Source organism: Rhodococcus sp. NPDC049939 (genome assembly GCF_040656415.1).
Classification (GTDB): Bacteria; Actinomycetota; Actinomycetes; order Mycobacteriales; family Mycobacteriaceae; genus Rhodococcus_F.
This window is the reverse complement of sequence record NZ_JBFAMC010000001.1, coordinates 471,504-493,099: the sequence shown is the minus strand read 5'-3', so window position 1 is coordinate 493,099 and position 21,596 is coordinate 471,504. Positions and strand designations below refer to the sequence as shown.

The 21,596-nt window shown below is 62.9% G+C and carries 20 protein-coding genes; 8 read left to right on the top strand and 12 right to left on the bottom strand.

The genetic code is table 11. The features are described from left to right. Positions 1–120: 120 nt before the first annotated feature. Positions 121–870 carry a hypothetical protein gene (locus AB0I57_RS02105; protein ID WP_358329141.1) on the top strand — a complete coding sequence of 250 codons (750 nt, stop codon included), beginning with the start codon at positions 121–123 and terminating at the stop codon, positions 868–870. A gap of 58 nt (positions 871–928) precedes the next feature. On the opposite strand, the gene fbaA is transcribed toward AB0I57_RS02105, so the two are convergent. Further along, on the bottom strand, positions 929–1,963 hold the full coding sequence (gene fbaA / locus AB0I57_RS02100) for a class II fructose-bisphosphate aldolase (protein WP_358329136.1): 1,035 nt from the start codon (positions 1,961–1,963) through the stop codon (positions 929–931). Positions 1,964–2,140: 177 nt separating this feature from the next. On the opposite strand from fbaA, the gene AB0I57_RS02095 reads away from it, so the two are divergent. The 4 genes from AB0I57_RS02095 to AB0I57_RS02080 all read left to right on the top strand — a co-directional run bounded on the left by AB0I57_RS02095 (position 2,141) and on the right by AB0I57_RS02080 (position 5,631). Then, positions 2,141–2,905 (top strand): VTT domain-containing protein, encoded by a 765-nt coding sequence (locus AB0I57_RS02095; RefSeq protein WP_358329133.1) that lies wholly within the window; start codon positions 2,141–2,143, stop codon positions 2,903–2,905. 26 nt (positions 2,906–2,931) lie between these two features. Beyond that, on the top strand, positions 2,932–3,597 hold the full coding sequence (locus AB0I57_RS02090) for a DedA family protein (protein WP_358329131.1): 666 nt from the start codon (positions 2,932–2,934) through the stop codon (positions 3,595–3,597). Positions 3,598–4,027: 430 nt separating this feature from the next. Then, entirely contained in the window at positions 4,028–4,747 is a 720-nt protein-coding gene (locus tag AB0I57_RS02085) for a thioredoxin domain-containing protein (protein WP_358329128.1), read from the top strand. Continuing rightward, positions 4,744–5,631 carry a cytochrome c biogenesis CcdA family protein gene (locus tag AB0I57_RS02080; RefSeq protein ID WP_358329124.1) on the top strand — a complete coding sequence of 296 codons (888 nt, stop codon included), beginning with the start codon at positions 4,744–4,746 and terminating at the stop codon, positions 5,629–5,631. Before AB0I57_RS02085 ends, AB0I57_RS02080 begins: the two co-directional genes overlap by 4 nt. A gap of 35 nt (positions 5,632–5,666) precedes the next feature. Here AB0I57_RS02080 and AB0I57_RS02075 read toward each other — a convergent pair whose 3' ends face one another. After that, positions 5,667–6,782: a glycoside hydrolase family 76 protein gene (locus tag AB0I57_RS02075; protein WP_358329121.1), complete on the bottom strand. Its 1,116-nt coding sequence runs from the start codon at positions 6,780–6,782 to the stop codon at positions 5,667–5,669. Positions 6,783–6,838: 56 nt separating this feature from the next. Further along, positions 6,839–7,531, bottom strand: a complete 693-nt coding sequence (locus tag AB0I57_RS02070) for a TrmH family RNA methyltransferase (RefSeq protein WP_358329118.1) — start codon at positions 7,529–7,531, stop codon at positions 6,839–6,841. A 216-nt stretch (positions 7,532–7,747) separates the two neighbouring features. Here AB0I57_RS02070 and AB0I57_RS02065 point away from each other — a divergent pair, with 216 nt between their 5' ends. Beyond that, entirely contained in the window at positions 7,748–8,194 is a 447-nt protein-coding gene (locus tag AB0I57_RS02065; RefSeq protein WP_358329115.1) for a hypothetical protein, read from the top strand. 55 nt (positions 8,195–8,249) lie between these two features. On the opposite strand, the gene pyrE is transcribed toward AB0I57_RS02065, so the two are convergent. The 5 genes from pyrE to clpB form a co-directional block, all read right to left on the bottom strand. After that, entirely contained in the window at positions 8,250–8,780 is a 531-nt protein-coding gene (gene pyrE, locus AB0I57_RS02060) for an orotate phosphoribosyltransferase (protein WP_358329112.1), read from the bottom strand. A 19-nt stretch (positions 8,781–8,799) separates the two neighbouring features. Continuing rightward, positions 8,800–9,600, bottom strand: coding sequence for an SDR family oxidoreductase (locus AB0I57_RS02055; protein ID WP_358329109.1), 801 nt, complete (start codon positions 9,598–9,600; stop codon positions 8,800–8,802). Positions 9,601–9,626: 26 nt separating this feature from the next. Next, positions 9,627–10,469, bottom strand: a complete 843-nt coding sequence (locus AB0I57_RS02050) for a hypothetical protein (RefSeq protein WP_358333049.1) — start codon at positions 10,467–10,469, stop codon at positions 9,627–9,629. A gap of 88 nt (positions 10,470–10,557) precedes the next feature. Next, positions 10,558–11,529 carry a hypothetical protein gene (locus tag AB0I57_RS02045; RefSeq protein WP_358329106.1) on the bottom strand — a complete coding sequence of 324 codons (972 nt, stop codon included), beginning with the start codon at positions 11,527–11,529 and terminating at the stop codon, positions 10,558–10,560. A 141-nt stretch (positions 11,530–11,670) separates the two neighbouring features. After that, on the bottom strand, positions 11,671–14,223 hold the full coding sequence (clpB, locus tag AB0I57_RS02040; protein WP_358329103.1) for an ATP-dependent chaperone ClpB: 2,553 nt from the start codon (positions 14,221–14,223) through the stop codon (positions 11,671–11,673). A 369-nt stretch (positions 14,224–14,592) separates the two neighbouring features. Here clpB and AB0I57_RS02035 point away from each other — a divergent pair, with 369 nt between their 5' ends. Together AB0I57_RS02035 and AB0I57_RS02030 are read left to right on the top strand one after the other, a co-directional pair. Beyond that, positions 14,593–15,744, top strand: coding sequence for a globin domain-containing protein (locus tag AB0I57_RS02035; RefSeq protein WP_358333046.1), 1,152 nt, complete (start codon positions 14,593–14,595; stop codon positions 15,742–15,744). Positions 15,745–15,803: 59 nt separating this feature from the next. Continuing rightward, positions 15,804–16,556 (top strand): FAD-binding oxidoreductase, encoded by a 753-nt coding sequence (locus AB0I57_RS02030; RefSeq protein ID WP_358329100.1) that lies wholly within the window; start codon positions 15,804–15,806, stop codon positions 16,554–16,556. A gap of 9 nt (positions 16,557–16,565) precedes the next feature. On the opposite strand, the gene AB0I57_RS02025 is transcribed toward AB0I57_RS02030, so the two are convergent. From AB0I57_RS02025 to AB0I57_RS02010, 4 genes are all read right to left on the bottom strand, one after another. Beyond that, a complete protein-coding gene (locus tag AB0I57_RS02025) occupies positions 16,566–17,729 on the bottom strand; it encodes an FAD-binding oxidoreductase (RefSeq protein WP_358329097.1) in 1,164 nt (387 codons plus the stop codon). 113 nt (positions 17,730–17,842) lie between these two features. Continuing rightward, positions 17,843–19,420 carry an AMP-binding protein gene (locus AB0I57_RS02020; protein WP_358329094.1) on the bottom strand — a complete coding sequence of 526 codons (1,578 nt, stop codon included), beginning with the start codon at positions 19,418–19,420 and terminating at the stop codon, positions 17,843–17,845. Positions 19,421–19,635: 215 nt separating this feature from the next. After that, positions 19,636–20,850, bottom strand: coding sequence for a sensor histidine kinase (locus AB0I57_RS02015; RefSeq protein WP_358329091.1), 1,215 nt, complete (start codon positions 20,848–20,850; stop codon positions 19,636–19,638). 1 nt (position 20,851) lies between these two features. After that, complete coding sequence (locus AB0I57_RS02010) at positions 20,852–21,481, bottom strand: response regulator transcription factor (protein WP_358333043.1); 630 nt, start codon at positions 21,479–21,481, stop codon at positions 20,852–20,854. Positions 21,482–21,596: the final 115 nt, after the last annotated feature.

Sequence of the window (21,596 nt, the reverse complement as noted above, 5' to 3'; positions counted from 1 at the left end):
TTCTGCCTTGTACGACAGAATCAGCCTGCGGCCGCCACGCGTCCTTCGAACTGCCTTCGACCACAGACTGATGTCGATAGGCTGCCCCCAACAGACATTTCTGCGGAACGAGGGGCGCGCGTGGAGGATCCGACGAAGGGCGAATCGACACCGAGGCCTGAGGCCTCAGAAGCCACACCGTTGCCCGAGGCTTCAGAAGCGGAACCGAGGCATGAGGCCTCAGAGCCGACACGAGAACCGGCCGGGGCGGCGCAACCGAATCCAGGAAAGTTCGAGGCGACCTCACAGACCCCTGAACCGAACGCTGAGTCCGAGGCGGCCGCGGCCGCCGGCGCCGTGCAGCAGCCGCCGACTACCGCGGCCCGTTCGAGGGCAACACCCCAGCGGGTGCTGCCCACCGCGCAAAGCACTCCCCCGCGCGCCCCCAACGCCAAGAAACGCAGAAAGCCGTGGTTGTTCGCCGCGGTCACCACCGGCGTCATCGTCCTCGCCGCTATCGTCGCCGCCGGCGCGGTGGCTTACAACGACCGGGTCGCGAACTCACCCCAGGCCCAGGTGCAGCGAGCAATCGACACGTTCGTCGCGGCACTCGCTGAGGGCGATCTCGCAACGCTCCGCACCAGCACGTGCGGCAGCCTGGCCGAGTATTACCAGCAAATTCCCGATAATGAATTTGCTGAGGTCCATCGGGTCGCCGTGACCCAGGAGAACATCCCGGTGGTCGGCGACGTCGATGCGGTGCAGATCACCGATGACACCGCCATCGCGCAAGTCGAAGCGCACACCACGGCCGACCCGAACGAGCAATCGTGGCGCACATTCAACCTTGAAAGGGTCGACGGCTCCTGGAAGATCTGCGACCCTCTCTGAACGACGGTGGTTGCGCGGTAGCGGTGGTCACCGGATATGGCAAACCAGCGGGACCGGTCTACTTCGAAACGGAGCGTCCAGTGGACTTCAGGTCGTTGCAGGCCTCGATGACACGGGCGGTCATGCCGGCCTCGGCCTTCTTCAGGTAACTGCGCGGGTCGTAGACCTTCTTGTTGCCGACTTCGTTGTCGACCTTGAGCACACCGTCGTAGTTGGTGAACATGTGTCCGGCGATCGGACGGCTGAACGCGTACTGGGTGTCGGTGTCGACGTTCATCTTGATGACGCCGTAGCTCAGCGCTTCATCGATCTCGGACTTCAGCGAACCTGATCCGCCGTGGAACACGAAGTCGAACGGCTTCGCATCGGAAGCCAGACCCAGCTTCGCGGCAGCAGCCTTCTGCCCGGCGTTGAGAACCTCGGGATCGAGTTTGACGTTGCCCGGCTTGTAGACGCCGTGCACGTTGCCGAACGTCGCAGCGAGCAGGTACCTGCCGTGCTCACCGACCCCCAGGACGTCGACGGTCTTCTCGAAGTCTTCGCGCGACGTGTACAGCTTGTCGTTGATCTCGGCTTCGACACCGTCCTCTTCGCCACCAACGACGCCGATCTCGACCTCGAGGATGATGTTCGCCGCCTTCGACAACGCCAGCAGTTCCTTCGCGATCACCAGATTCTCGTCGATCGGCACAGCTGAGCCGTCCCACATGTGGGACTGGAACAACGGGTTGCGGCCTTCGCTCACCCGCTGGCGAGAAATCTCGAGCAGTGGACGCACGAAACCGTCCAGCTTCTCCTTCGGGCAGTGATCGGTGTGGAGCGCGATCGTGACGTCGTACTTGTCGGCGATCACGTGTGCGAACTCAGCAAGCGCGACAGCGCCGGTCACCATGTCCTTGACGCCCAGACCCGAACCGAATTCCGCACCCCCGGTCGAGAACTGGATGATGCCGTCGCTTCCGGCGTCTGCGAAACCCTTGATCGCGGCGTTGATGGTCTCGGAAGAAGTGCAGTTGATAGCCGGGAAAGCGAAAGAGTGCTCCTTGGCTCGACCAAGCATCTCGGCATAGACCTCGGGAGTTGCGATTGGCACGGCGGCAGTCCTCCATAATCGAGTTGATTCCGGGCGGGCGCGATCAAGCGCGGCGCACAGTGTGGTCCTAGCAGTATGGCAATACCAACGTCGTACACCTCACAGAGGCTCTCGAGCGCCTCGATTCCGCCGATCAGCGAAACGACGCGACCTCGATGATCCGCCGTATCCGAGCAGATGTCGACTACCGGTACGCTAATACGCGTGATTGTGCAGGCAGCATCGGATTCCGTGACCAACCTGGCGTTGTTGCCGGGGTTCCTCGACCCCGTCAACCTCCTCAACTCCTTCGGCACCTGGGTCCTAATCGGACTCCTCCTCGTCGTCTTCATCGAGTCCGGACTGCTGTTCCCCTTACTCCCCGGCGACTCCCTCCTCTTTACCGCAGGTCTCATCGCCGCGTCGAAGTCGACGGAGATCGAACCCTTCGCCCCAATCGGAGTGCTGCTCGTCCTGATCCCGATCGCCGCCATCCTCGGCGACCAGGTGGGCTACTTCATCGGCGGCAAGGGAGGAACCGCCCTGTTCAAGACCAACGACGCACGGGTGTTCAAGAAGAAGTACATCGACGAGTCTCACGCCTTCTTCGAGAAGTACGGTGGGATCACGATCATCCTCGCCAGGTTCGTCCCGATCGTGCGAACGTACGCGCCGGTCGTTGCCGGCGCGTCGAAGATGAAGTACTCGCTATTTCTGACCTACAACGTCGTGGGCGGCATCCTGTGGGGCACCGGTGTCACGCTTCTCGGCTATCTACTCGGCCAGATCGAGTTCATCCGCGCCAATGTCGACGTGATCTTCCTGTTGATCGTTTTCGTGTCCGTGGTACCGATCATCGTCGAGGTGGTGAAGCGCTTCCTGAAGTCCCGCCGAGGCGCCGGCTCCACCGCCGAGTACACGCAACCGGTCGCCGCACCGACTGATCCCACTTCCTCGAGCTGAACACAATCGGGGGTAGCTCGCTGACGATGGTCGTCTCGGCATCGGAAGGTTTCGGGTTTGTCGCGTCGGCCGGGCCCACACTGGTTTGGTTGATTGTCCTGTCGTTCGTGTTCATCGAGTGTGCGGTGATCCTGGGCCTCTTCCTTCCAGGCGACTCGATGCTGATCACCGCTGGGATCATCCTCGCCAATCATGCGTCGGGCACCGGGCACGTATGGGCGCTGTCCGTAGGGGCGATTATCGCCGCTGTCTGCGGTAACCAGGTGGGGTACGCGATCGGTCACCGAAGCGGCAACCACATCCTCGCGCGCAAGGGCGGCAAGTACCTCAACTACACGAACCTCCACCGCGTCAACATTCTGTTGGAGCGGCATGGCTTCTGGGCAGTTCTCGTCGCTCGATGGATTCCGTGGGTGCGCACCCTGTGCCCACTGGTTGCGGGCGCGGCGCGAATGAACCACACCAGATACACCGTCGCGAGCAGCATCGGAGCAGTCTTGTGGGCGCCTGTGCTGTTGCTGATCGGCTTCTACGCAGGCGGATTCCTCAACCAGGTGCCCTGGCTGATGCCGGCCGTAGTCACGATCCTGGTCGCCCTCCTGCTGATCGGCACTGCCCTCGGAGCCTGGCACTACCGCCAGGAGATGGCGCGGCCGGTAGAGGATGTGACGGTAGAAGAGGTACTGGACTAGCGCACTCGCCGGCCCGGACCTGCTACGGCGACTGGTTCGGGCGCGGCGCGGAGCCACTTCCGCCTCGAGCGACGGCGACTTGAGAGTTCGGGCCCCATACGACGAAGATGGCAACAACTCACAAGCTGATCGCATCCGCCCAGATTCACCGGCAGGCTCCCAATCCGCCGAATCTGGTAGCGTTGGTGCGGGCTGAAACGGCGTTCTACAAGGGAAAGCTCCCGATCGACCCGCCGACATCGGCCCCGGAACCGTCGCCTCGACGTACCAGTGTCCGAAGTACCTGACGACCCTGGATGGGCAGGATTTGACTATTCCTCAATCAAACCGAGGGCAGTCCCCACCACAAGACTCATCCCTCGGTGGTTGTAGTGGCAATCCTGATGGCGTGTAGAGGCGTGTAGACGCCAATCTGCTCGAGAGGTCATCTGTGGGATCAAGACGCTACGACCCTGGAATCCGCAGACAAGTTTGGCTGCTCGGCATCTTGCTACTGGTGGCCGTCGTGCTCGGCGGATTCCTCTTGATCGGCCAGAACAGGGAAGGGGCATCTGAGACAGCGGCGCAGCCAGAGGCCGCCGTGATGGGACCGGTTGGCGATCAGTCACGCCGCATCAGCGGTGACCCCCTCTCGCTGGGGTCCGCGGACGCCCCCGTGGTGTTGGTGGAATATGCGGACTACCGCTGCCAGTTCTGCGCCGTGTTCAGCCGCGACACCGAACCGGCGTTGGTCGAGAAGTACGTGAACGAAGGCGTGCTGCGAATCGAATGGCGCGACCTGCCGATCTTCGGTGAGCAATCGATCGCGGCAGCCCGCGCGGGTCGCGCCGCCGCCGCACAGGGCAAATTCTGGGAGTTCAACAAAGCGGTGTATGCGCAGTCACCGACCGGTGGTCGTGCTGACCTGACCCCGCAAGCCCTACACGATTTTGCCGCAGAGGCTGGTGTGCCCGACCTCGAACGATTCGATCGCGATGCCGCGAGTACCCAATACGACCAGTCGATCTCACGAGACGTGTTGAACGCGCAAACGATCGGCATCTCCAGCACCCCCGCATTCATCATCAACGGCAACCCCATTCTCGGGGCCCAGCCCCTTGCGCATTTCGAACAAGTAATTGATCGGGCCGCAGGACTTGCGCAGCGATGACGAACATCGGATTGCTGGGTGCCTTCTTCGGTGGCCTACTTTCTCTCGTAAGCCCTTGCTCGGCGCTGTTACTACCGTCCTTCTTTGCGTACGCGTTCGACGGAGTCGGCCGTCTCGCGATGCGTACCGCGGTCTTCTACGCCGGACTGGCCACCGTCCTCATGCCGCTCGGAGCTGGAGTGGGGTTGATGGGCTCGGCGCTCACAGAGCATCGCACAGTCACAACCCTGATCAGCGGCACTGTTCTGATCGTCCTCGGACTCTTTGCCATTCTGGGAAAGGGCTTCGCATTCGCTCCGGCCCAGCGAGCGTCGAAATCGATAGGCATCTCTGGTTCGGTATCGGTGTACGCGCTCGGCGCCGTGTACGGGTTCGCGGGATTCTGCTCGGGTCCGCTGCTCGGTAGTGTCCTCACCGTCGCCATCGTCGGCGGCGCCGCAGGGTACGGCGCAGTTCTGATGGGGATATACGCCTTGGGTATGGCGGTTCCCTTGTTCATACTCGCCCTGCTCTGGGACCGATTCGACCTCGGGCGACGAAGTTGGCTTCGGGGCCGGGCGATTCGACTCGGCCCACTGACGGTCCACTCGACATCTCTGATCTCAGGCCTGTTGTTCATCGCCATCGGAGTGCTGTTCCTGGTCACTGAGGGAACGGCGAACCTCGGAGCAGTGATGAGTGTCGACGAGCAGTTCTCCCTGCAGGTCGCCGCAGCCGAACTCGCACGGAAATTCTCCGATCTCAGCGTGCTACTGGCGGTGGTGCTTGTGGCGCTAGCGGTGGTATCGATTCGGCTGTTCCGGCGGATGCGGGCAGATTCCCGTTCGAGGTCGGTTGCCACAGACGAAGAAGCAGACACCACCACTGTGAACTCGGACTCATAGCCCCCGGGGCAAGCTCGACGTATCCGCCCCGGTTACTACCGCGGATATCCCGCAGCCGAGACCGTGAACGCTGCCTCCATCAACATCCAGCCACCCAGTTGGACGGACAGATCCCGTTCCGGGATGGCGGACGAACGCACGGATCCCTCGGTGAACGTCGCGATTGCCGACCCCGTTCCAGGTAGTTGCGCCTGCTTGGCCCAGTCATGTCCGAAAAGCGGTTGGCCCTCGATCTGTAGCCTGTTCTCCCAGGCCGCGGTCGCCGATTCGAGCACGATCCGGGCTGCCGTCTCCCGCGCCCGGATATCTGCGGGCGACTCCCACGGCAGCATCACCGCGGTCAGTGCCAGATACCGTGCGAGGATCCCGTTGAACAGGCCTCCGTCTCCCCCTCCGCCCCCTTCGATGATTCCGGCTGGGGCAAGATGCTCGCCGATGGCGTCTACGAGACGGTGGATCCTGTTGCGATGTCGCGGTGAGCCCAGACGCACGGCAAGTTCGGTATCGAGTCCGAGAACGACTCCCTGACAGTAGGAGTAGACCTTGCGCTCCAGGCGGCCGCTCGAACGAATGCCATCGGCGATCAGATTGGTGTTCGTGTCCCGGAGCGTGTCGTCGATCCAGTCTGCCATTGCTTGGGCGCGCCACAGTTTGCCGGTGCGCGCCAGCATGATCCCGGCAGGGCCGTTGGAAGGAGCGTTGTAGAAGTCCGATCCCTTCCTCCACGGGATGCCACCACCACTCCCGGGAGCCCACGCGTCGAACAGCTGAGACTCGAGGATCTCCACCGCACTTCTGTTATCTATGAAGTGCATTCGCTGAGCTCGCTCGAGCGCAATCCCGAGCCAGGCCATGTCGTCGTAGTAGTTGTTGGTCCAGCCCGACAGATTACGCAACCGGATGCTGCGAGCCACTCTCACGAAGCGGCGTCGACGGCGAGAGGTCGGATCCCGTTCGAGTGCATCGACAGCGCAGTCGAGAAGGTGCGCCTGCCACCAGTAGTGCCAGCTGAAGAAGAGCCTTTCGCGTCTTACCGGTGGCCATGCCACGACACCCAAGGCGGTACCCGGTAGAGCCCACAGACGACGAAGGTGCCTGCTGATCACCGCTGCTTCGGCGGCGTCCGCCCTTCCCGCCCAGATGTCCTGCATGGGAGTTGATCTCTCCTATTCGGTTGATCTTGCGCCTGCGGCCATAGAGTGTCGCGCTACCAGGCTTTGCCGAGGTCTGCATGCTGGCAAATCCATGCGTGCATGGCGATTCCGGCTGCGACACCGGCATTGATACTGCGGGTGGAACCGAACTGCGCGATCGAGACCGTCATCGCCGCAACATCTTTTGCCTCTTCGGTAACCCCGGGCCCTTCCTGGCCGAACAGCAGCAAACAGTCACGTGGCAAACTGGTCGTCTCCAGCGGGACCGAACCTGGAGTGTTGTCCACCGCTACAACGGTGAGACCTCGCTCGTGTGCGAACTCCAGCAATCCGCGGATATCCGTGTGGTGGAAGATGTGCTGGTATCGATCGGTGACCATCGCGCCTCGCCTGTTCCAGCGTCGCCGGCCCACGATGTGGACCGCCGCGGCCGCAAATGCGTTGGCAGTACGGACCACCGTCCCGATATTGGCGTCATGGCCGAAGTTCTCGATAGCTATGTGCAGAGGGTGACGCCGTCCGTCGATGTCCGCCACGATCGCTTCCCGCTTCCAGTAGCGGTACGCGTCGACGACGTTGCGGCGGTCGCCGCCGGAAAGCAGTTCGGGATCGAAGTGGGAATCCGATGGAACAGGGGTGTCGTGTTCTTCGCTCCACGGTCCCACGCCGTTCGGGTTCTCGCCCCATTCGGTCGGTCCCGGTTCGGCCGCATGGGCGTGAACCACTTTCGGCTCGACTCCGCTCACGATGACAGAGCCTCTCGTCCGAATCGGCTGCGGCGGCGCATCGGTGCGCGGTCCGGCGAATTGTGCCCGTGTCCACACCCTATCGGCACCCGACGCCACGCCATACAGTCCCGCCTCCACACTCTCTTCTGTGCTTCCGACACTCGACTCTAACGGGAGCCGGCGACCGGGCACGCCGACATGCCTCAACGGTTAACCTGAAAGTGGAGGAAAACGATGAATCACCAGCGCATCGTGAAGAACGTCTGCTATGTCACAGCCGGCTACGTCGTCGTCCTCGCCCTCTGGCTTGGATGGCTGGTCCAACTCACGCCTCCAGCCACCATTCCATACCAGATCATGGGATTGCTCGCCGCCTTCGGTTCGGCGCTCGGGTTCTCGATGATGGCCGCCGAGCGACCCAGCCGCGAGGATCGCAAACTCGAACGGCACGGGCTGGAGGGCTGGGCCAAAATCGAGCACATCACCCCGGTTCGTCGCACCGTCGACAACGGAGAGTTGACCGAGCTGGACCTCGAGCTGACGGTACCGGGGTCGGAGAGCTACAGCGGGCGTGTCCTCTACGAAGTGCGGCGCGAGAACCTCACCCGCTTCGTTCCCGGCGCAACCATCTCGATCCTCGTCGACCCGAAGGACCGGGACCACATCATGATCTGTCCGTGACTCGTTCGGAGACCATGGACGTGTCGTCGCGTGGCGAGACTTCCGGCCCGCCCGGTCACAGGTTCAGGTCGGAAAGACCTAGGAGGGAACGGTATTCGAGGCCTTCGGCCGCGATCACCTCATCAGCCCCGGTAGCCCGGTCCACAACGGTTGCCACACCGACGACGGTCGCCCCGACGTCGCGCAGAGCCTTCACCGCGGTGAGCGGCGAGTTACCCGTCGTAGTGGTGTCCTCGACGACGAGGACGCGCTTGCCGACGACGTCGGGGCCCTCGATCTGGCGCTGCATGCCGTGCGACTTCGCCTCCTTGCGCACCACGAACGAATCGATTGGACGACCTTCGGCGTGCATCACTGCCATCGCCACCGGATCTGCACCCATCGTCAACCCGCCGACTGCGTCGAATTCCCAATCCGACACAAGCTCACGCAGCAGCTTCCCGATCAACGGGGCGGCCTCGTGATGCAGGGTGGCACGGCGCAGATCCACGTAGTAGTCGGCTTCCTTACCCGAAGACAACGTCACCTTGCCGTGCACGACGGCCAACTCGCGCACCAACGCGGCGAGATGTTCGCGATCACTCATGCCCAAACCCTACCCACCGCTAAGTACGCGCCCGACCCCGGCCGAACACGTTGTTCACCCGCCTGACCAGACTCTTGGGAACCAGACGCCCGAGAGTCGTAAGGACCTTGTACTGAATCCCGGGGACACTGATCACCTTGCCGGTTTCGAGGTCGGCAAGCGACGCCGCAACAACCTCGTCGACACTCAGCCACATCGGCTTCGGGATCGAACTCATATCGATTCCCGCACGCTGGTGAAGTTCGGTGCGAATGAACCCAGGGCACAACGCTTGGATTCGCACGCCCGTACCCTCCAATCCGCCGGACAATCCCTCGGAGAACGAGATCACGAAGGCCTTGCTTGCCGAATAGGTGGGTCCCCGACCGGACAGCAGACCCGCGACACTCGCCACATTGATGATCGTGCCGTTGGCAGAGGAGATCATGGCGGGCAGCGCCGCGCGGGTCAGTTGCATGACAGCCGTCACGTTCACGTCGAGCTGCGCCTGCAGGAGTTCCGGTTCCACGGTCCAGAATTCGCCCGAGGTGGCGAATCCGGCGTTGTTGACCAGCACGTCGACGCCCTTGCCGAGACGCAGCGCCACCTCTTCACGCCCGGACGCTGTCGACAGGTCGGATCGCAGGATCTCGCAATCGGTGTCGAACAGCTCCTTCATATCTTCGGCGAGTGCACACATCTTCTGCTCGTCCCTGGCGACCAGCACGAGGTCGTAGCCGAGCGAGGCGAACTTCTCGGCGAAGCCGGCACCGAGCCCCGATGTCGGGCCGGTGACTAGAGCAACTGGTCGAGCGGACGCGTTCCCGGAAGGCTTCGACATAACGGTGACGGTAGCAAGGCGCCGCTCTATTGGGACCCGGGCGCGGGCCTGGGTCCGGGCGGTCGAGGTCCGGGAGAAGGCGTGGGTCCGGGTCCGCGGGTTCGCGGTCCTGGAGAAGGCGCGGTTCGAGGGCCAGGCGCGGGTTGGGATCGGGGAGAAGGTGGACCGTCGGCCTTGGGACGGGACGCCGCTGAACTGGGGCCGGGAGCGCCCTCGCGCAGTCGCGGTCGACTCGGATCGTGGGGTCCACGGTCTTCCTCGTCCGAACCGGTGGACGGAGGCAGTGCATACAGGATGCCGGACAGCCGGGAGATGGCCGCGATAGCCGATTCCCACTCGCGACCGGTGCTGCTTATGGGCAGCGAACCAAGGGTCCACTCGCCTTCGCTCCAAAGCATGTTCACGTGCGGTGGAACCGATTCGGTGAAGGCCACCATCCGTTGATCGCAGACCCTGCGGGCGATCTCGAGATCCGTGGCGAACACGACCCGCGGGCCGATGGCACCCAGGAGTTCGAGGTCTGAATCCTTCGGCGGTGGAGTCGACTTGAGGCGGAGGTCGATGTCGACGTCGGAACCGACCCGACGACGGAAGGCGACGATGGTCGCGGTCTCCTCCAGGTCGAACAGAATGAACGCCTCACCCCGGTATTCGCCCCTCACGACGTCGATCGCACTGAGGTAGCCCTGCTTGGCCAGTGCCGCGCGGTGGAACTGCGCGGGGAGCCGATCCTCGACGTTCGTGTAAGTGAAACCCTGAGACTTGGCCCAGGTCTGCCTCGCGCGACCCGTCCGATCGCGACGTGAGCGATCGAAATAGAGCAGCGCGCACGCGCCCGCGAGTGCAATCAACGCCAGGACGAACCACATTACGGTCATTGGTGTTCAGCCTAGCGAGTCATCGCCGCAACGACGCGATGCGGTGCCGTACACCCGTGTCGAGTCGCGATTCAACCCTTCAGTTCCCTCCGTACCGGGGCAGTTGGGTGCTGACAATCGTCAGAGCTGTCATCTCGCCGTTTCTGATCTCCGTTCCACGGACTATGACTGCAACGCCGGGCCGCAGATCGGCGACCGTGGAGCCGTCGAGCGAGAAAACCCTGGTGTCCGCGTTGGTATACACCGTCAGCTGGCCACCGCCGATCGTATCCAGGGTGAGTGTGGAGCCGTCGTTGTCGGTGATCCTCCCGAACGCAGCGCTCCCTACGACAAGCGCCCCGCTCGAGCCTCCAGGGATTTGGTCGGACGGCGGTTCCGAATTCGGCCCCGGTGCCGGTGACGGCGGGCTCGGTGCAGTACTGGTGGTCGTCGGTCCCGCCACCGTCGTGCTCGAATTGTTCGGCGTAGACGTGACGAGGGCAATGCTGAACCCGATGACTGCGAGCAGCAACAGGACGGCCGTTGTGGCCGCTATCCAGGTGCCGATTCGCAGGGACTTCTTTTCTTCGGGACCCTCATCACGGGGCGGCCGATAGTTCGCGTCGGGGTACTGCCCCGGTGGATCGTTGGGGTACTGCCCCGGTGGATACGGGGGATACGGGGGCCCCTGATAAGAGGCATGCGGATAGGGGCCTTGCGGATACTGCCCACTCGGATAACCGCCCTGGTACTGCTGAGCCTCGTTCACCGGGTACGCCTGAGTGGGGTTGGGTGGCGGGGCCTGTTGGTCGAATCGTGGGTCGTATGTCGGGAACGCCTGAGTCGGATTCGGTTGGTTCTGCCCGTACGCCACAGTCGGATCGGGCGTGGAGAACTGCCCGCCACGCCCTTCCGGGCCCTCGACATGTTCGGTGTGCTGTTCTGGCGAGCCGATGTGTTCGGTCGGATGAGCCTGTTCCGGCTGGGCTGACGTGGTCTCGTCCCCGGTTGACGGCTCGGTACCGTCGTTCGCTCGTTCCTGCGGGGTGTGCGGATCGTCGGGATTCGTCATGTTCGGGCCCCTCCCTGAGGCATCAGCTGCCCATTCCTGCGGGCTTGGACCGTCAGCCTAATGGCGCAAATTAAGGCGCCTCTGTGGAAATCCCAATGGGTGACAAAGTACATTGGAACGCCCTTTGCCACCCATCTGACATCAGCCGAGAACCAGGGAATCGCCGTTGTCGGAAACCTTCACCGGAACGGTGTCGCCGTCCTTGACGTCACCGGCTAGTAGCAGCTTCGCGAGCTGGTCACCGATGGACTGCTGGATGAGCCGACGAAGCGGCCGCGCACCATACGTGGGGTCATAGCCCCGAACGGCAAGCCAGAACCGCGCCGAGTCGGAGACGTCGAGCGTCAGCCGCCGCGCTGCGAGGCGGCGCGAGAGCTGATCGAGCTGGATGTCGACGATGGACTCCAATTGCTCTTCGGAGAGCGGATCGAAGATCACGACGTCATCGAGCCTGTTGATGAACTCGGGCTTGAACGCGTGGCGCACCGCATCCATCACCTGCTCCCGCGACCCGCCCGAACCGAGGTTCGACGTGAGGATCAGAACGGTGTTCCGGAAGTCGACCGTGCGCCCCTGGCCGTCCGTCAATCGGCCTTCGTCCAGGACTGCCAACAGAATGTCGAAGACGTCCGGGTGCGCCTTCTCCACCTCGTCGAACAGCACGACGGTGTAGGGGCGCCGCCGCACAGCTTCGGTGAGCTGGCCACCCGCTTCGTAGCCAACGTATCCGGGAGGAGCGCCCACCAGCCGGGCCACCGAGTGCTTCTCGCTGTACTCCGACATATCGATGCGAACCATCGCACGTTCGTCGTCGAACAGGAAGTCGGCGAGGGACTTTGCAAGCTCGGTCTTACCTACGCCGGTCGGTCCGAGGAACAAGAACGAACCTGTGGGACGGTTGGGATCTGCAACTCCGGCCCTGGCACGACGCACAGCATCCGACACGGCGATGACAGCTTGTTCCTGACCGACTACCCGCTTGCCCAGTTCGGACTCCATCCGAAGCAGCTTGGCGGTCTCGCCTTCCATCATGCGACCAGCGGGGATTCCGGTCCACGCCGCCACCACGTCCGCGACGTCGTCGGGGCCCACTTCTTCTTTGAGCATGACATCACCGTCTGCGGCGGCACCGGATGCGCGAGCCGCCTCTTCGAGTTCCTTCTCCAGCTGCGGAATTCGGCCGTACCGCAGCTCTGCTGCCCGGCCGAGATCGCCGTCGCGTTCGGCGCGCTCCTCTTCGCCGCGCAATGCCTCGAGTTGTTCCTTGACTTCTCGAACGGAATCGATGGCCTGCTTCTCGTTCTGCCAGCGTGTAGTGAGCTGGTTGAGCTTCTCTCTCTCGTCGGCCAGCTCCCTGCGCAGCCTCTCGAGTCGCTCCTTCGACGCTTCGTCGGACTCCTTCTGCAGCGCCATCTCCTCGATCTCGAGGCGACGGACGATCCGTTCGACGGAGTCGATTTCCTCTGGCCGCGAGTCGATTTCCATCCGCAGCCGGGACGCGGCCTCGTCCACGAGGTCGATCGCCTTGTCCGGTAGGAATCGGGACGTGATGTAGCGGTCGCTCAGCGTTGCCGCCGCGACCAGCGCAGAGTCGGTGATGCGGACACCGTGGTGCACCTCGTACCGCTCCTTGAGCCCGCGGAGGATGCCTACGGTGTCTTCGACCGAGGGCTCACCGATCAAGACCTGCTGGAAGCGCCGCTCGAGTGCCGCATCCTTCTCGATGTGCTGGCGGTACTCGTCGAGCGTGGTCGCACCGACGAGCCGCAACTCGCCGCGGGCGAGCATCGGCTTGATCATGTTTCCGGCATCCATTGCGGATTCGCCTGTCGCACCAGCACCGACGATGGTGTGAAGTTCGTCGATGAATGTGATGATCTGGCCCGCCGAGTTCTTGATGTCTTCCAGAACCGCCTTGAGCCGCTCCTCGAATTCGCCGCGATACTTGGCCCCCGCCACCATCGAGCCGAGATCGAGCGAGATGACGGACTTCCCGCGAAGTGATTCGGGTACATCGCCGGCGACGATGCGCTGGGCCAGGCCTTCTACGATCGCGGTCTTACCGACCCCGGGCTCACCGATCAGCACGGGGTTGTTCTTGGTGCGTCGACTGAGAACCTGCACGACACGCCGAATCTCGTTGTCGCGACCTATCACTGGGTCGAGCTTTCCGTTACGCGCCGCCGCGGTCAGATCGGTGGAGTACTTCTCCAGCGCCTGATAAGTACCTTCCGGATCAGGACTCGTGACGCGCGCACTACCGCGGACAGTGGTGAACGCATCGCGCAACGCCTCCGGGGTGGCGCCGCGCCGCCCGAGCAGACTGGCCACATCCGAATCACCAGATGCGAGCCCTACCATCAGGTGTTCGGTCGACACGTATTCGTCGTCTAGTTCTGTGGCCAAGTGCTGAGCAGTCGTGAGCGCGGCGAGAGCCTCGCGCCCGAGTTGCGGCGTGGCCGTGGCCCCTGTGGTCTTGGGCAGTCGGTCGACAAGAGTCTGCGCCTCACGATGCACAGCAGAGGGGTCGACCCCGACGGCCTCCAGCAACGGGGTGGCTATACCGTCGGTCTGGTCGAGCAGGGCGACGAGCAGATGAGCCGGCCTGATGTCGGGATTACCGGCAGAGGACGCCGACTGGAGTGCAGCAGTCATCGCGGCCTGCGTCTTGGTGGTCGGGTTGAACGAGTCCACTAGGTCACCTCTTCTGACAAAAGAGAGCGGTCCGCCGCTGGGGCCGAGAGCCCGAACGGCGCTGTCATCTTCTCAACGAATGAAAAGTTGAGTCTGTTCCACTCAACTTTGAAATATTTCGGTGCTGCGGCATCCGCTACTTCATCATTGCCCACCGCCACCCCCAACGGCGTCCGAACCTGCCCTTTCCGAGACTCGTCCCAGCACGACCCGGCCTTGTCGGTTCGTTCCTCGTTGAATCCTTCGGTGGATGAACGGTCCTGGCAGGCGAACGGCAGTGGGTAGCGAAGGCGGTTAGACTGCTGATGTTCGAACCGACACGTATTCAACACAGGGGCCCGCTTGACACGAGACCGCCTCGATCCGTTCGTGATCTCGCGTCTGCGCGCCAGTTTTTCGTCGATCGCTCTTACCGAACGGGGTCCGACCCGGCTGACCACCCTGTTCTTTTCCTCCCTTTTCGCCGAGCACCCGGACTTCCGCGTGCTGTTCCCTCCTGCGCTCGACAAGCTGGGCCCTCGGGTGTTCCAGGCACTCAAGTTCGTCATCGACAACCTCGACGACGAGGAGCGCGTCATGGGGTTCCTGGCGCAACTCGGTCGCGACCACCGCAAGTACGGCGTGGACGAAAGGCACTACTCGGCTGCCGCCGGTTCACTCTTGGAAGCGGTGCAAGGCTCCTTCACCCAGGCCATCTGGACGCCGTCGCTGACAACCGCGTGGACAGAATTCATCGATCTCATGCTTGACACCATGGCCACCGCCGCCGCGGAGGACGACCTTCCGGCCACCTGGGGTGCCACCGTCGTTGATCATGAGCGACGGCTCGACGACCTCGCGATCGTGCGACTCGAGACGGATTCTCCCATTCCCTATGGGGCCGGACAGTACCTGAGCGTGCAGGTTCCGCAGCGACCCCGAATGTGGCGCTATCTGTCGGCGGCGATCCCCTCCAACCCTGCCGGGCAAATCGAGTTCCATGTGCGACGGGTGTCAGGCGGATGGGTCAGCCCCGCCATGGTCAACGAGACTCAGGTGGGTGATCGTTGGCTGCTCGGCTCGCCTCTCGGCGGTCTGCAGGTCGACCGGGATTCCGGACGCGATGTCCTGATGATCGGCTCCGGTACCGGTATCGCACCGCTGCGTGCGCAAGTGATGGAAATGGCAATGCGGGCTCACAATCCGCGAGTCCATTTGTTCGTCGGAGGCAAGTACCCTTGCGACCTGTACGACATCGAAACTCTGTGGCAGATCTCGCTCAGCAATCCCTGGCTCACCGTGGTTCCCGTCTCCGAGGAAGACGAGAATCCATGGTGGCACACCGCACCCGTCCCTGAACCGCCACCGGGACTGCATCGACGGCTCCTGGGGAAGCCCGGTCGTGTCGTCGCGGAGTTCGGCTCGTGGGCAGATCGGCAGATCCAGGTCTCCGGTTCGCCGTCGATGATCAAGACCACCGTCTACGCGTTGCAGCGCGGTGGGACGCCATTGAACTTGATCCGGCACGACCCTCTGATCTAGTCGCGCCGCTCGTCCGACCCATCTGCAATCCGGTACAACCTCGAGAGAGCGATCACGCCATGCAAGCCACGAAGACCACCTGGACCTCCACCGTGGTCGAACATCATCGTCTACGACACGATCTCGCGGTGATCCGCCTCATCGGCGACAACGTCCCATTCACGCCAGGTCAGTATGTGGACGTCAGCGTGCCGCAGAACCCGCGCCTGCCGCGCCGGCTCTCCCCGGCACTGCCGCCGTCCCTGGACGGCAAACTCGAGTTCCATGTCCGATCAGTTCCCGGCGGATGGGTGAGCGGTGGCATAGTCACAGACACCTCGCCCGGCGACCAATGGCAAATCTTCGAGCCGCGCGGAACCATGTCCGTAGACGAGGACGGACCGGATGTGATCATGATCGCAGGCGGCACGGGGCTGGCACCGTTTCGATCGATCCTGCTCGACCTGGCACGCCGACCGAATCCGCCGAAGGTATTCCTGTTCACAGGTGGCCGCACCCCACGAGATCTGTACGCTTCGGACATGCTCTACCTGCTGATGCAGGAGTTGCCGTGGCTTACCGTCGTACCCGTGGTGGAGAGCTTCGCCGACCCCGACTGGCCCGACGAGTGGTATGAGCGCATCAAAGTGGACGTGGGATTCACCGAGGACGATCTGGTCGAGGGCACTCTGCCGGAGGTCGTTACGTCCTATGGGGCCTTCACCGAACACCAAGTGCTCGTATGCGGTTCCGCAGCGATGACGCGAGCCACCCTCGACCGTTTGCGCGACACCGGAACACCGGCCGAGAACATCCAATTCGACCCCTACTGAGCCCTTGGATCAGTAGGTCGGGTCGTGCCGAATGTTCTCAGGGGGAGTTCCGGCCGCATGAAGCCGGAACTTGGTGGTCTTGACCATCGACTCCGAGCCGATCAGTTGGATATCACGCTCGGCCCACGTCCCGAAGTCGGCGACAACCTCGCCCACCTTGCCGGTCAATCGGCGATGCATCCCGGGTAAAGAGGCACTGCTCGGGCCGCGGTACCACCACGGGTCCTCGTCCTCCTCGGTAACCGGTACGACGGTCAGCCACGGATTCTGCTCCGCAAGCGCCCACAGGGTACCGAGATCGTAGAGATCACACGGATACCGGCCTGCGAAGAACACGTGGACTCTGCGGCTTTGGCCACGCTGCGCCATCTGGAGGATCTGCGCCCGCAACGGGGCGATGCCTGTGCCCGAGCCGATCATGAGAATGTCGCGGTCTGTGTCATTTCGGACCTTGAGATCGCCGAGCGGAGAACCGAGCAGCCACCGCTCACCTTCCAGGGTCTGGCTGACGATTGCGGGACTGACCCATCCGCCCGAGACCTTGCGGACATGGAACTCGACAATGCCCTGATCGTTGGCCGGATTCGCGGGCGACAAGTAGCGCCACATTCTGGGCCGGGACGGCACCTGCACGCTCACGTACTGGCCGGCCAGGTAATCCATCGGCTCGTCGAGTTGGAGTCGAGTGATCGACACGTCCTCTCGAACCTGAAGATGCTCGACCACCGTCGCCCCCCAGGCTGGAGGGCCGCTTTCGGCATTGGCGGCATCCATCATGGTCGCTGACAGGAGGGCGAGGACGTCCCGCCAGGCTTGCTCGAGTTCGTCGGTCCACGGCTCGGCGGATGGGAACTCCGCGATTGCGGCTATCAGAGCCTCACTGACGCCGACATAGTGTGCATCCTCGACACCGTATTTCCGGTGGTCGCGGCCGAGTTGTTGGAGATAGAGAATGATCTGGCCGGAATCCTCGAGGCGATCGATGGCGTACTGGATCGCTGTGATCAGCCGCTCGCGCTGCACGTCCATAGCTGCCGGAAAGAAGTCCCGCACCTCTGGATGCCGTGCGAACAACAGGGCATAGAAGTTCCGGGCGAGAGTACTTGGCCCGTCCTGCACCGCGGCCACGGCCTTGAAACTCGCCTTGACCAGGGATATTGCCTGTGAATCCACCGCGCATCCTCGTCAGTGACTGAACGCGGCTCAGCCGCGATTTACTTGGCAGACTATAGTTGCTTTCTGCCAAGTCTCAGAACGGGTCCCCAGGCATCACCCGGCATGTGCCTCTATCCGACAGCTCGATCCGCACTCTCCCAATAGCGGGAGCGCAGCGTCTTCTTGTCGAGTTTGCCGAGCGGTGTAAGCGGCAGACTGTCGACGAAGTCGACCGATTTGGGCGCGTGGACAGGCCCTTTCGCCGCCCTGACCTTTTCGACCAAGTCGTCCGCGTCCACCGACTGTCCGTCGCGAAGCACCACACATGCCTTGACGGCCTCGCCCCACTTCTCGTCCGGAACGCCAACCACTGCGACGGAACTCACAGCAGGGTGTGCTGAAATGACGTCCTCGATCTCGCGGGGAAACACGTTGAATCCGCCGGTGACGATCATGTCCTTCTTCCGGTCCACGATCGTGAGGAATCCGGCCTCGTCCTTGCGCGCGATGTCGCCGGTGTGCAGCCACCCGCCCTTGAATGCCTCGGCAGTCTCCTCGGGCTTGTTCCAGTAACCCTTCATGATGAGCGGGCCTCGAACGCAGATTTCGCCGAGTTCGCCCTGCGGCACCTCGTTCAGGTCATCGTCCAGCAGAGCGACTTTCAGCCATGGCACAGGCCGCCCGCAGGTCGCGAGGCGACTCGGGTCCGTCGCGATATGTTCTTCTCTGCGCAGGACAGCGATGGTCATGCCACATTCGGTCTGGCCGTAGAACTGGAAGAAGATCTGACCGAACTTCTCGATGCCCTCCTTCAGCCTCGCCGGTGAGATGGTCGATGCCCCGTAGAACATCGTCTGCAGACTCGATACGTCCCGGTTCGGCAGGTCGGGGTGATCCATGAGCATGTAAATCATGGTGGGCACGAGCATCGTCGCGGAGATCTTGTACTTTTCGATCGCCTCCAGCACCGCTCCGGGCTCGAATGCCGGCAGCACGATCAAGGCGCCACCACGGAGCAGAGTCGGAATGAAGAAGGCTGCACCAGCGTGTGACAGCGGTGTGCAAATCAGGAAACGCGGCTCTTCGGGCCACTGCCATTCGGCCATCTGGATCTGATTGAGCGCGGCACCCGACCCATAGGAACCGATCACACCCTTGGGTTTACCGGTGGTTCCGCCGGTGTAGACCATGCTGCTGCTGTCGTCGATGTCCACGTCGGCCGCGACGAGCCGCTGCGGCGTGAAGGTGGCTGCCAGAGCAAGGATGTCGACCCCCACTTCCGAAGGCCCCAACGACAACACGTTCTTGATCGACGGCGACTTCGATTTCAGTTCCGCTGCTCGGTCCTCGAAGGCGTTGGGGTCGAAGATCAGCGTCTCGATTTCGGCATCGTTGACGATGTAGAGGTGATCGTCGAGCGAACCCATCGGATTGAGCGCACTGTTGCGGCATCCGGACACCATGGTGGCACCCATGCTGATGAGGACCTCGGGCCTGTTCTTCGAGAGCATGGCCGTGCTGGTGCCCTTGCCTATTCCGAGCGAGGCGAGCGCCTGGGCAAACCGGCTGATCTGATCGCGCATCTCACCGCCGGTCAGTACCACGTCGCCGATGTACAGGGCCGGCTTGTCACTGTGGCGGTCCAATGCGGTGATGAGCAGGTCCGCAGCGAAGGCGGGCCGATGCAGATCGGCGAGTTCGTCTTTCATCTGTTGTCCTCACTTCTACCGCGACAGCGGGCCGCGCAGTCCGGTCGCATGAAATCCTGTGTCCTGGGTCACCGACACGATAGCCCGAAATCTCGAGAAACTGAAACCTGTTCCACCTTTTTGCAATGCCCGGTCACGCGATGACGAGCGTGAACAGCGACGAGGAACGTGCGGACCATTGGCGCGCACTACACCTTCGGTGGGACAGAAGGCGGTCAGTCGATCAACGAGTGCGGCTTGGTTTCGCTGAATGCCGGAACCGTCACCACCGCGCGTGTGCCTTTACCTGGCGCTGTGGCGATATCGAATGTGCCGCCGACGTTCTCGACACGCGCAATCTGGGAAGCCAACCCGATGTGTCCCTGCGCCACACGCTTCGTGACGACGGAGGGATCGAACCCCCGACCGTCGTCGACGACGGCCAGCGTGATGCTCCCATCGGAGCGAGTCAGCCGCACATTCACCTTCGTGGCGTGCGAATGTCTGGTCACGTTCGCCAGCAGTTCGCGGGCAACGCGGTACAGCAGTTGTTGGCATTCCGGGTGACCGACTTCGTCGATTTCGACGGACGTCTCGATTTCGGAGCGCCTCGCGTGTAGGTCCGCGAGTTCGCGGAGTGCTGAACTGAGACCAAGTTGCTCTAGCACCTGTGGGTGCAGCAATGTCACGGTGGACCGCAACTGGGCGGCCGTCTCCCGTAACGCGGACTCGGCAGCGGCAAGCATCTCGTCCGGGTGCCGCTCCAGCGCTTCCTCTACGTCCATCCGGGCTGCAAGGACATTTTGGAGCGGGCCGTCGTGTAGGTGCTCGGCCAGTTGTCTGCGCTGACGTTCCTCAGCGCCCATGGACTCTGCGATCAACTGCCTGCGAACGTCCAACAACGAGATCACCGTCGCCGAGCGACGAACCAGGACATAGGAAAGCGCCGTGGTCGCCGCCGCAAGCCACAGCAGGAACCCGAAGTAGAGGTATACCTCAGATGGGAAACCCATCGTGTCGTCGCGCTTGGAGTAGACGATCCACGCCAACTGATACCCGACGGCAGTGCATATACCGACGATCGCGGTCAGACGTGGTCGATACTGGAAAGCCACCGAGATCGGCAGCAGGTAGAACACTGGCAGCAGCACGGAAGTCGCACCACCCGAGGCAATGGACAAAGACACGACCGCCAGGACATCGACGGCGGTGGACATCCACCCCGCCCATGGCCCTACCTCCCATACGAGCACCAGGACCATCCAGCCCAACGCAACCGCCGCATACACGATCAGCAACCCAGCGAAAACGTCTGGTTTCCAGTGCGTTACGCGGATCACTGGCCCGAGGAGTGACATCAGCCCGATCAGTGGCAACCGGAGAACGGCGGTCACCCGGACCGCCTCGGTGGAGTAGCGCCGAACTACCCGGCTGTGCGACGGATGGTGCATGTCATTCCAGCAATCCGCGCCTCATGGCTTCGGCCACTGCGGCAGCTCGGTCGCTCACCCCGAGCTTCTCGTACAGGCGTTGCACGTGCGTCTTGACCGTCGACGGCGCTAGATACAATTCTGCGGCGATCGCGGGAATACTCTGACCACCTGCGATCAGTGCGAGCACCTCCGTCTCCCTCCCACTGAGGACCGGCCCCGACGGTTCACTCCGCCGACGCACCTCGCCGGCCAAACCGACTGCAAGGGGGGCCGGAAGAACGACCTCACCTCCGGCGCAGTCCTGAACCGCTTTCACGATCTCCGCGCGAGTCGACTCCTTCGGTAGAAATCCGGCGGCCCCTACCTGCAAAGCGTGGTAGACGATCGCGGACTCGTCGTGTGCGGAGATGAGGAGCACTCGGGTGGTCAGCGCATCCCGTTGTACCGCTTCAGCTACCTCGGACCCGTCCAACTTCGGCATCCTGTAGTCGAGCAGGGCTACGTCGGGGGCGAGTTCCCTGATCAACTCCAATGCGGCGATACCGTCGTCCGCCTCGCCGACAACATCGACATTACCGCTGGCCAGCAGCGCCCGGACGACTCCATCACGGAATATCGGATGGTCGTCTCCCACCACGACACGCAACATCGTCACAGCCACTCCTATCCGGCCCGGCTCCGACAACGTTCTCTGCATACTTCTTCACCGACCCGGGTCCCCACGGACAGTGTCCCCCGATTCGGGGACAGAGGATTCAGCCTGA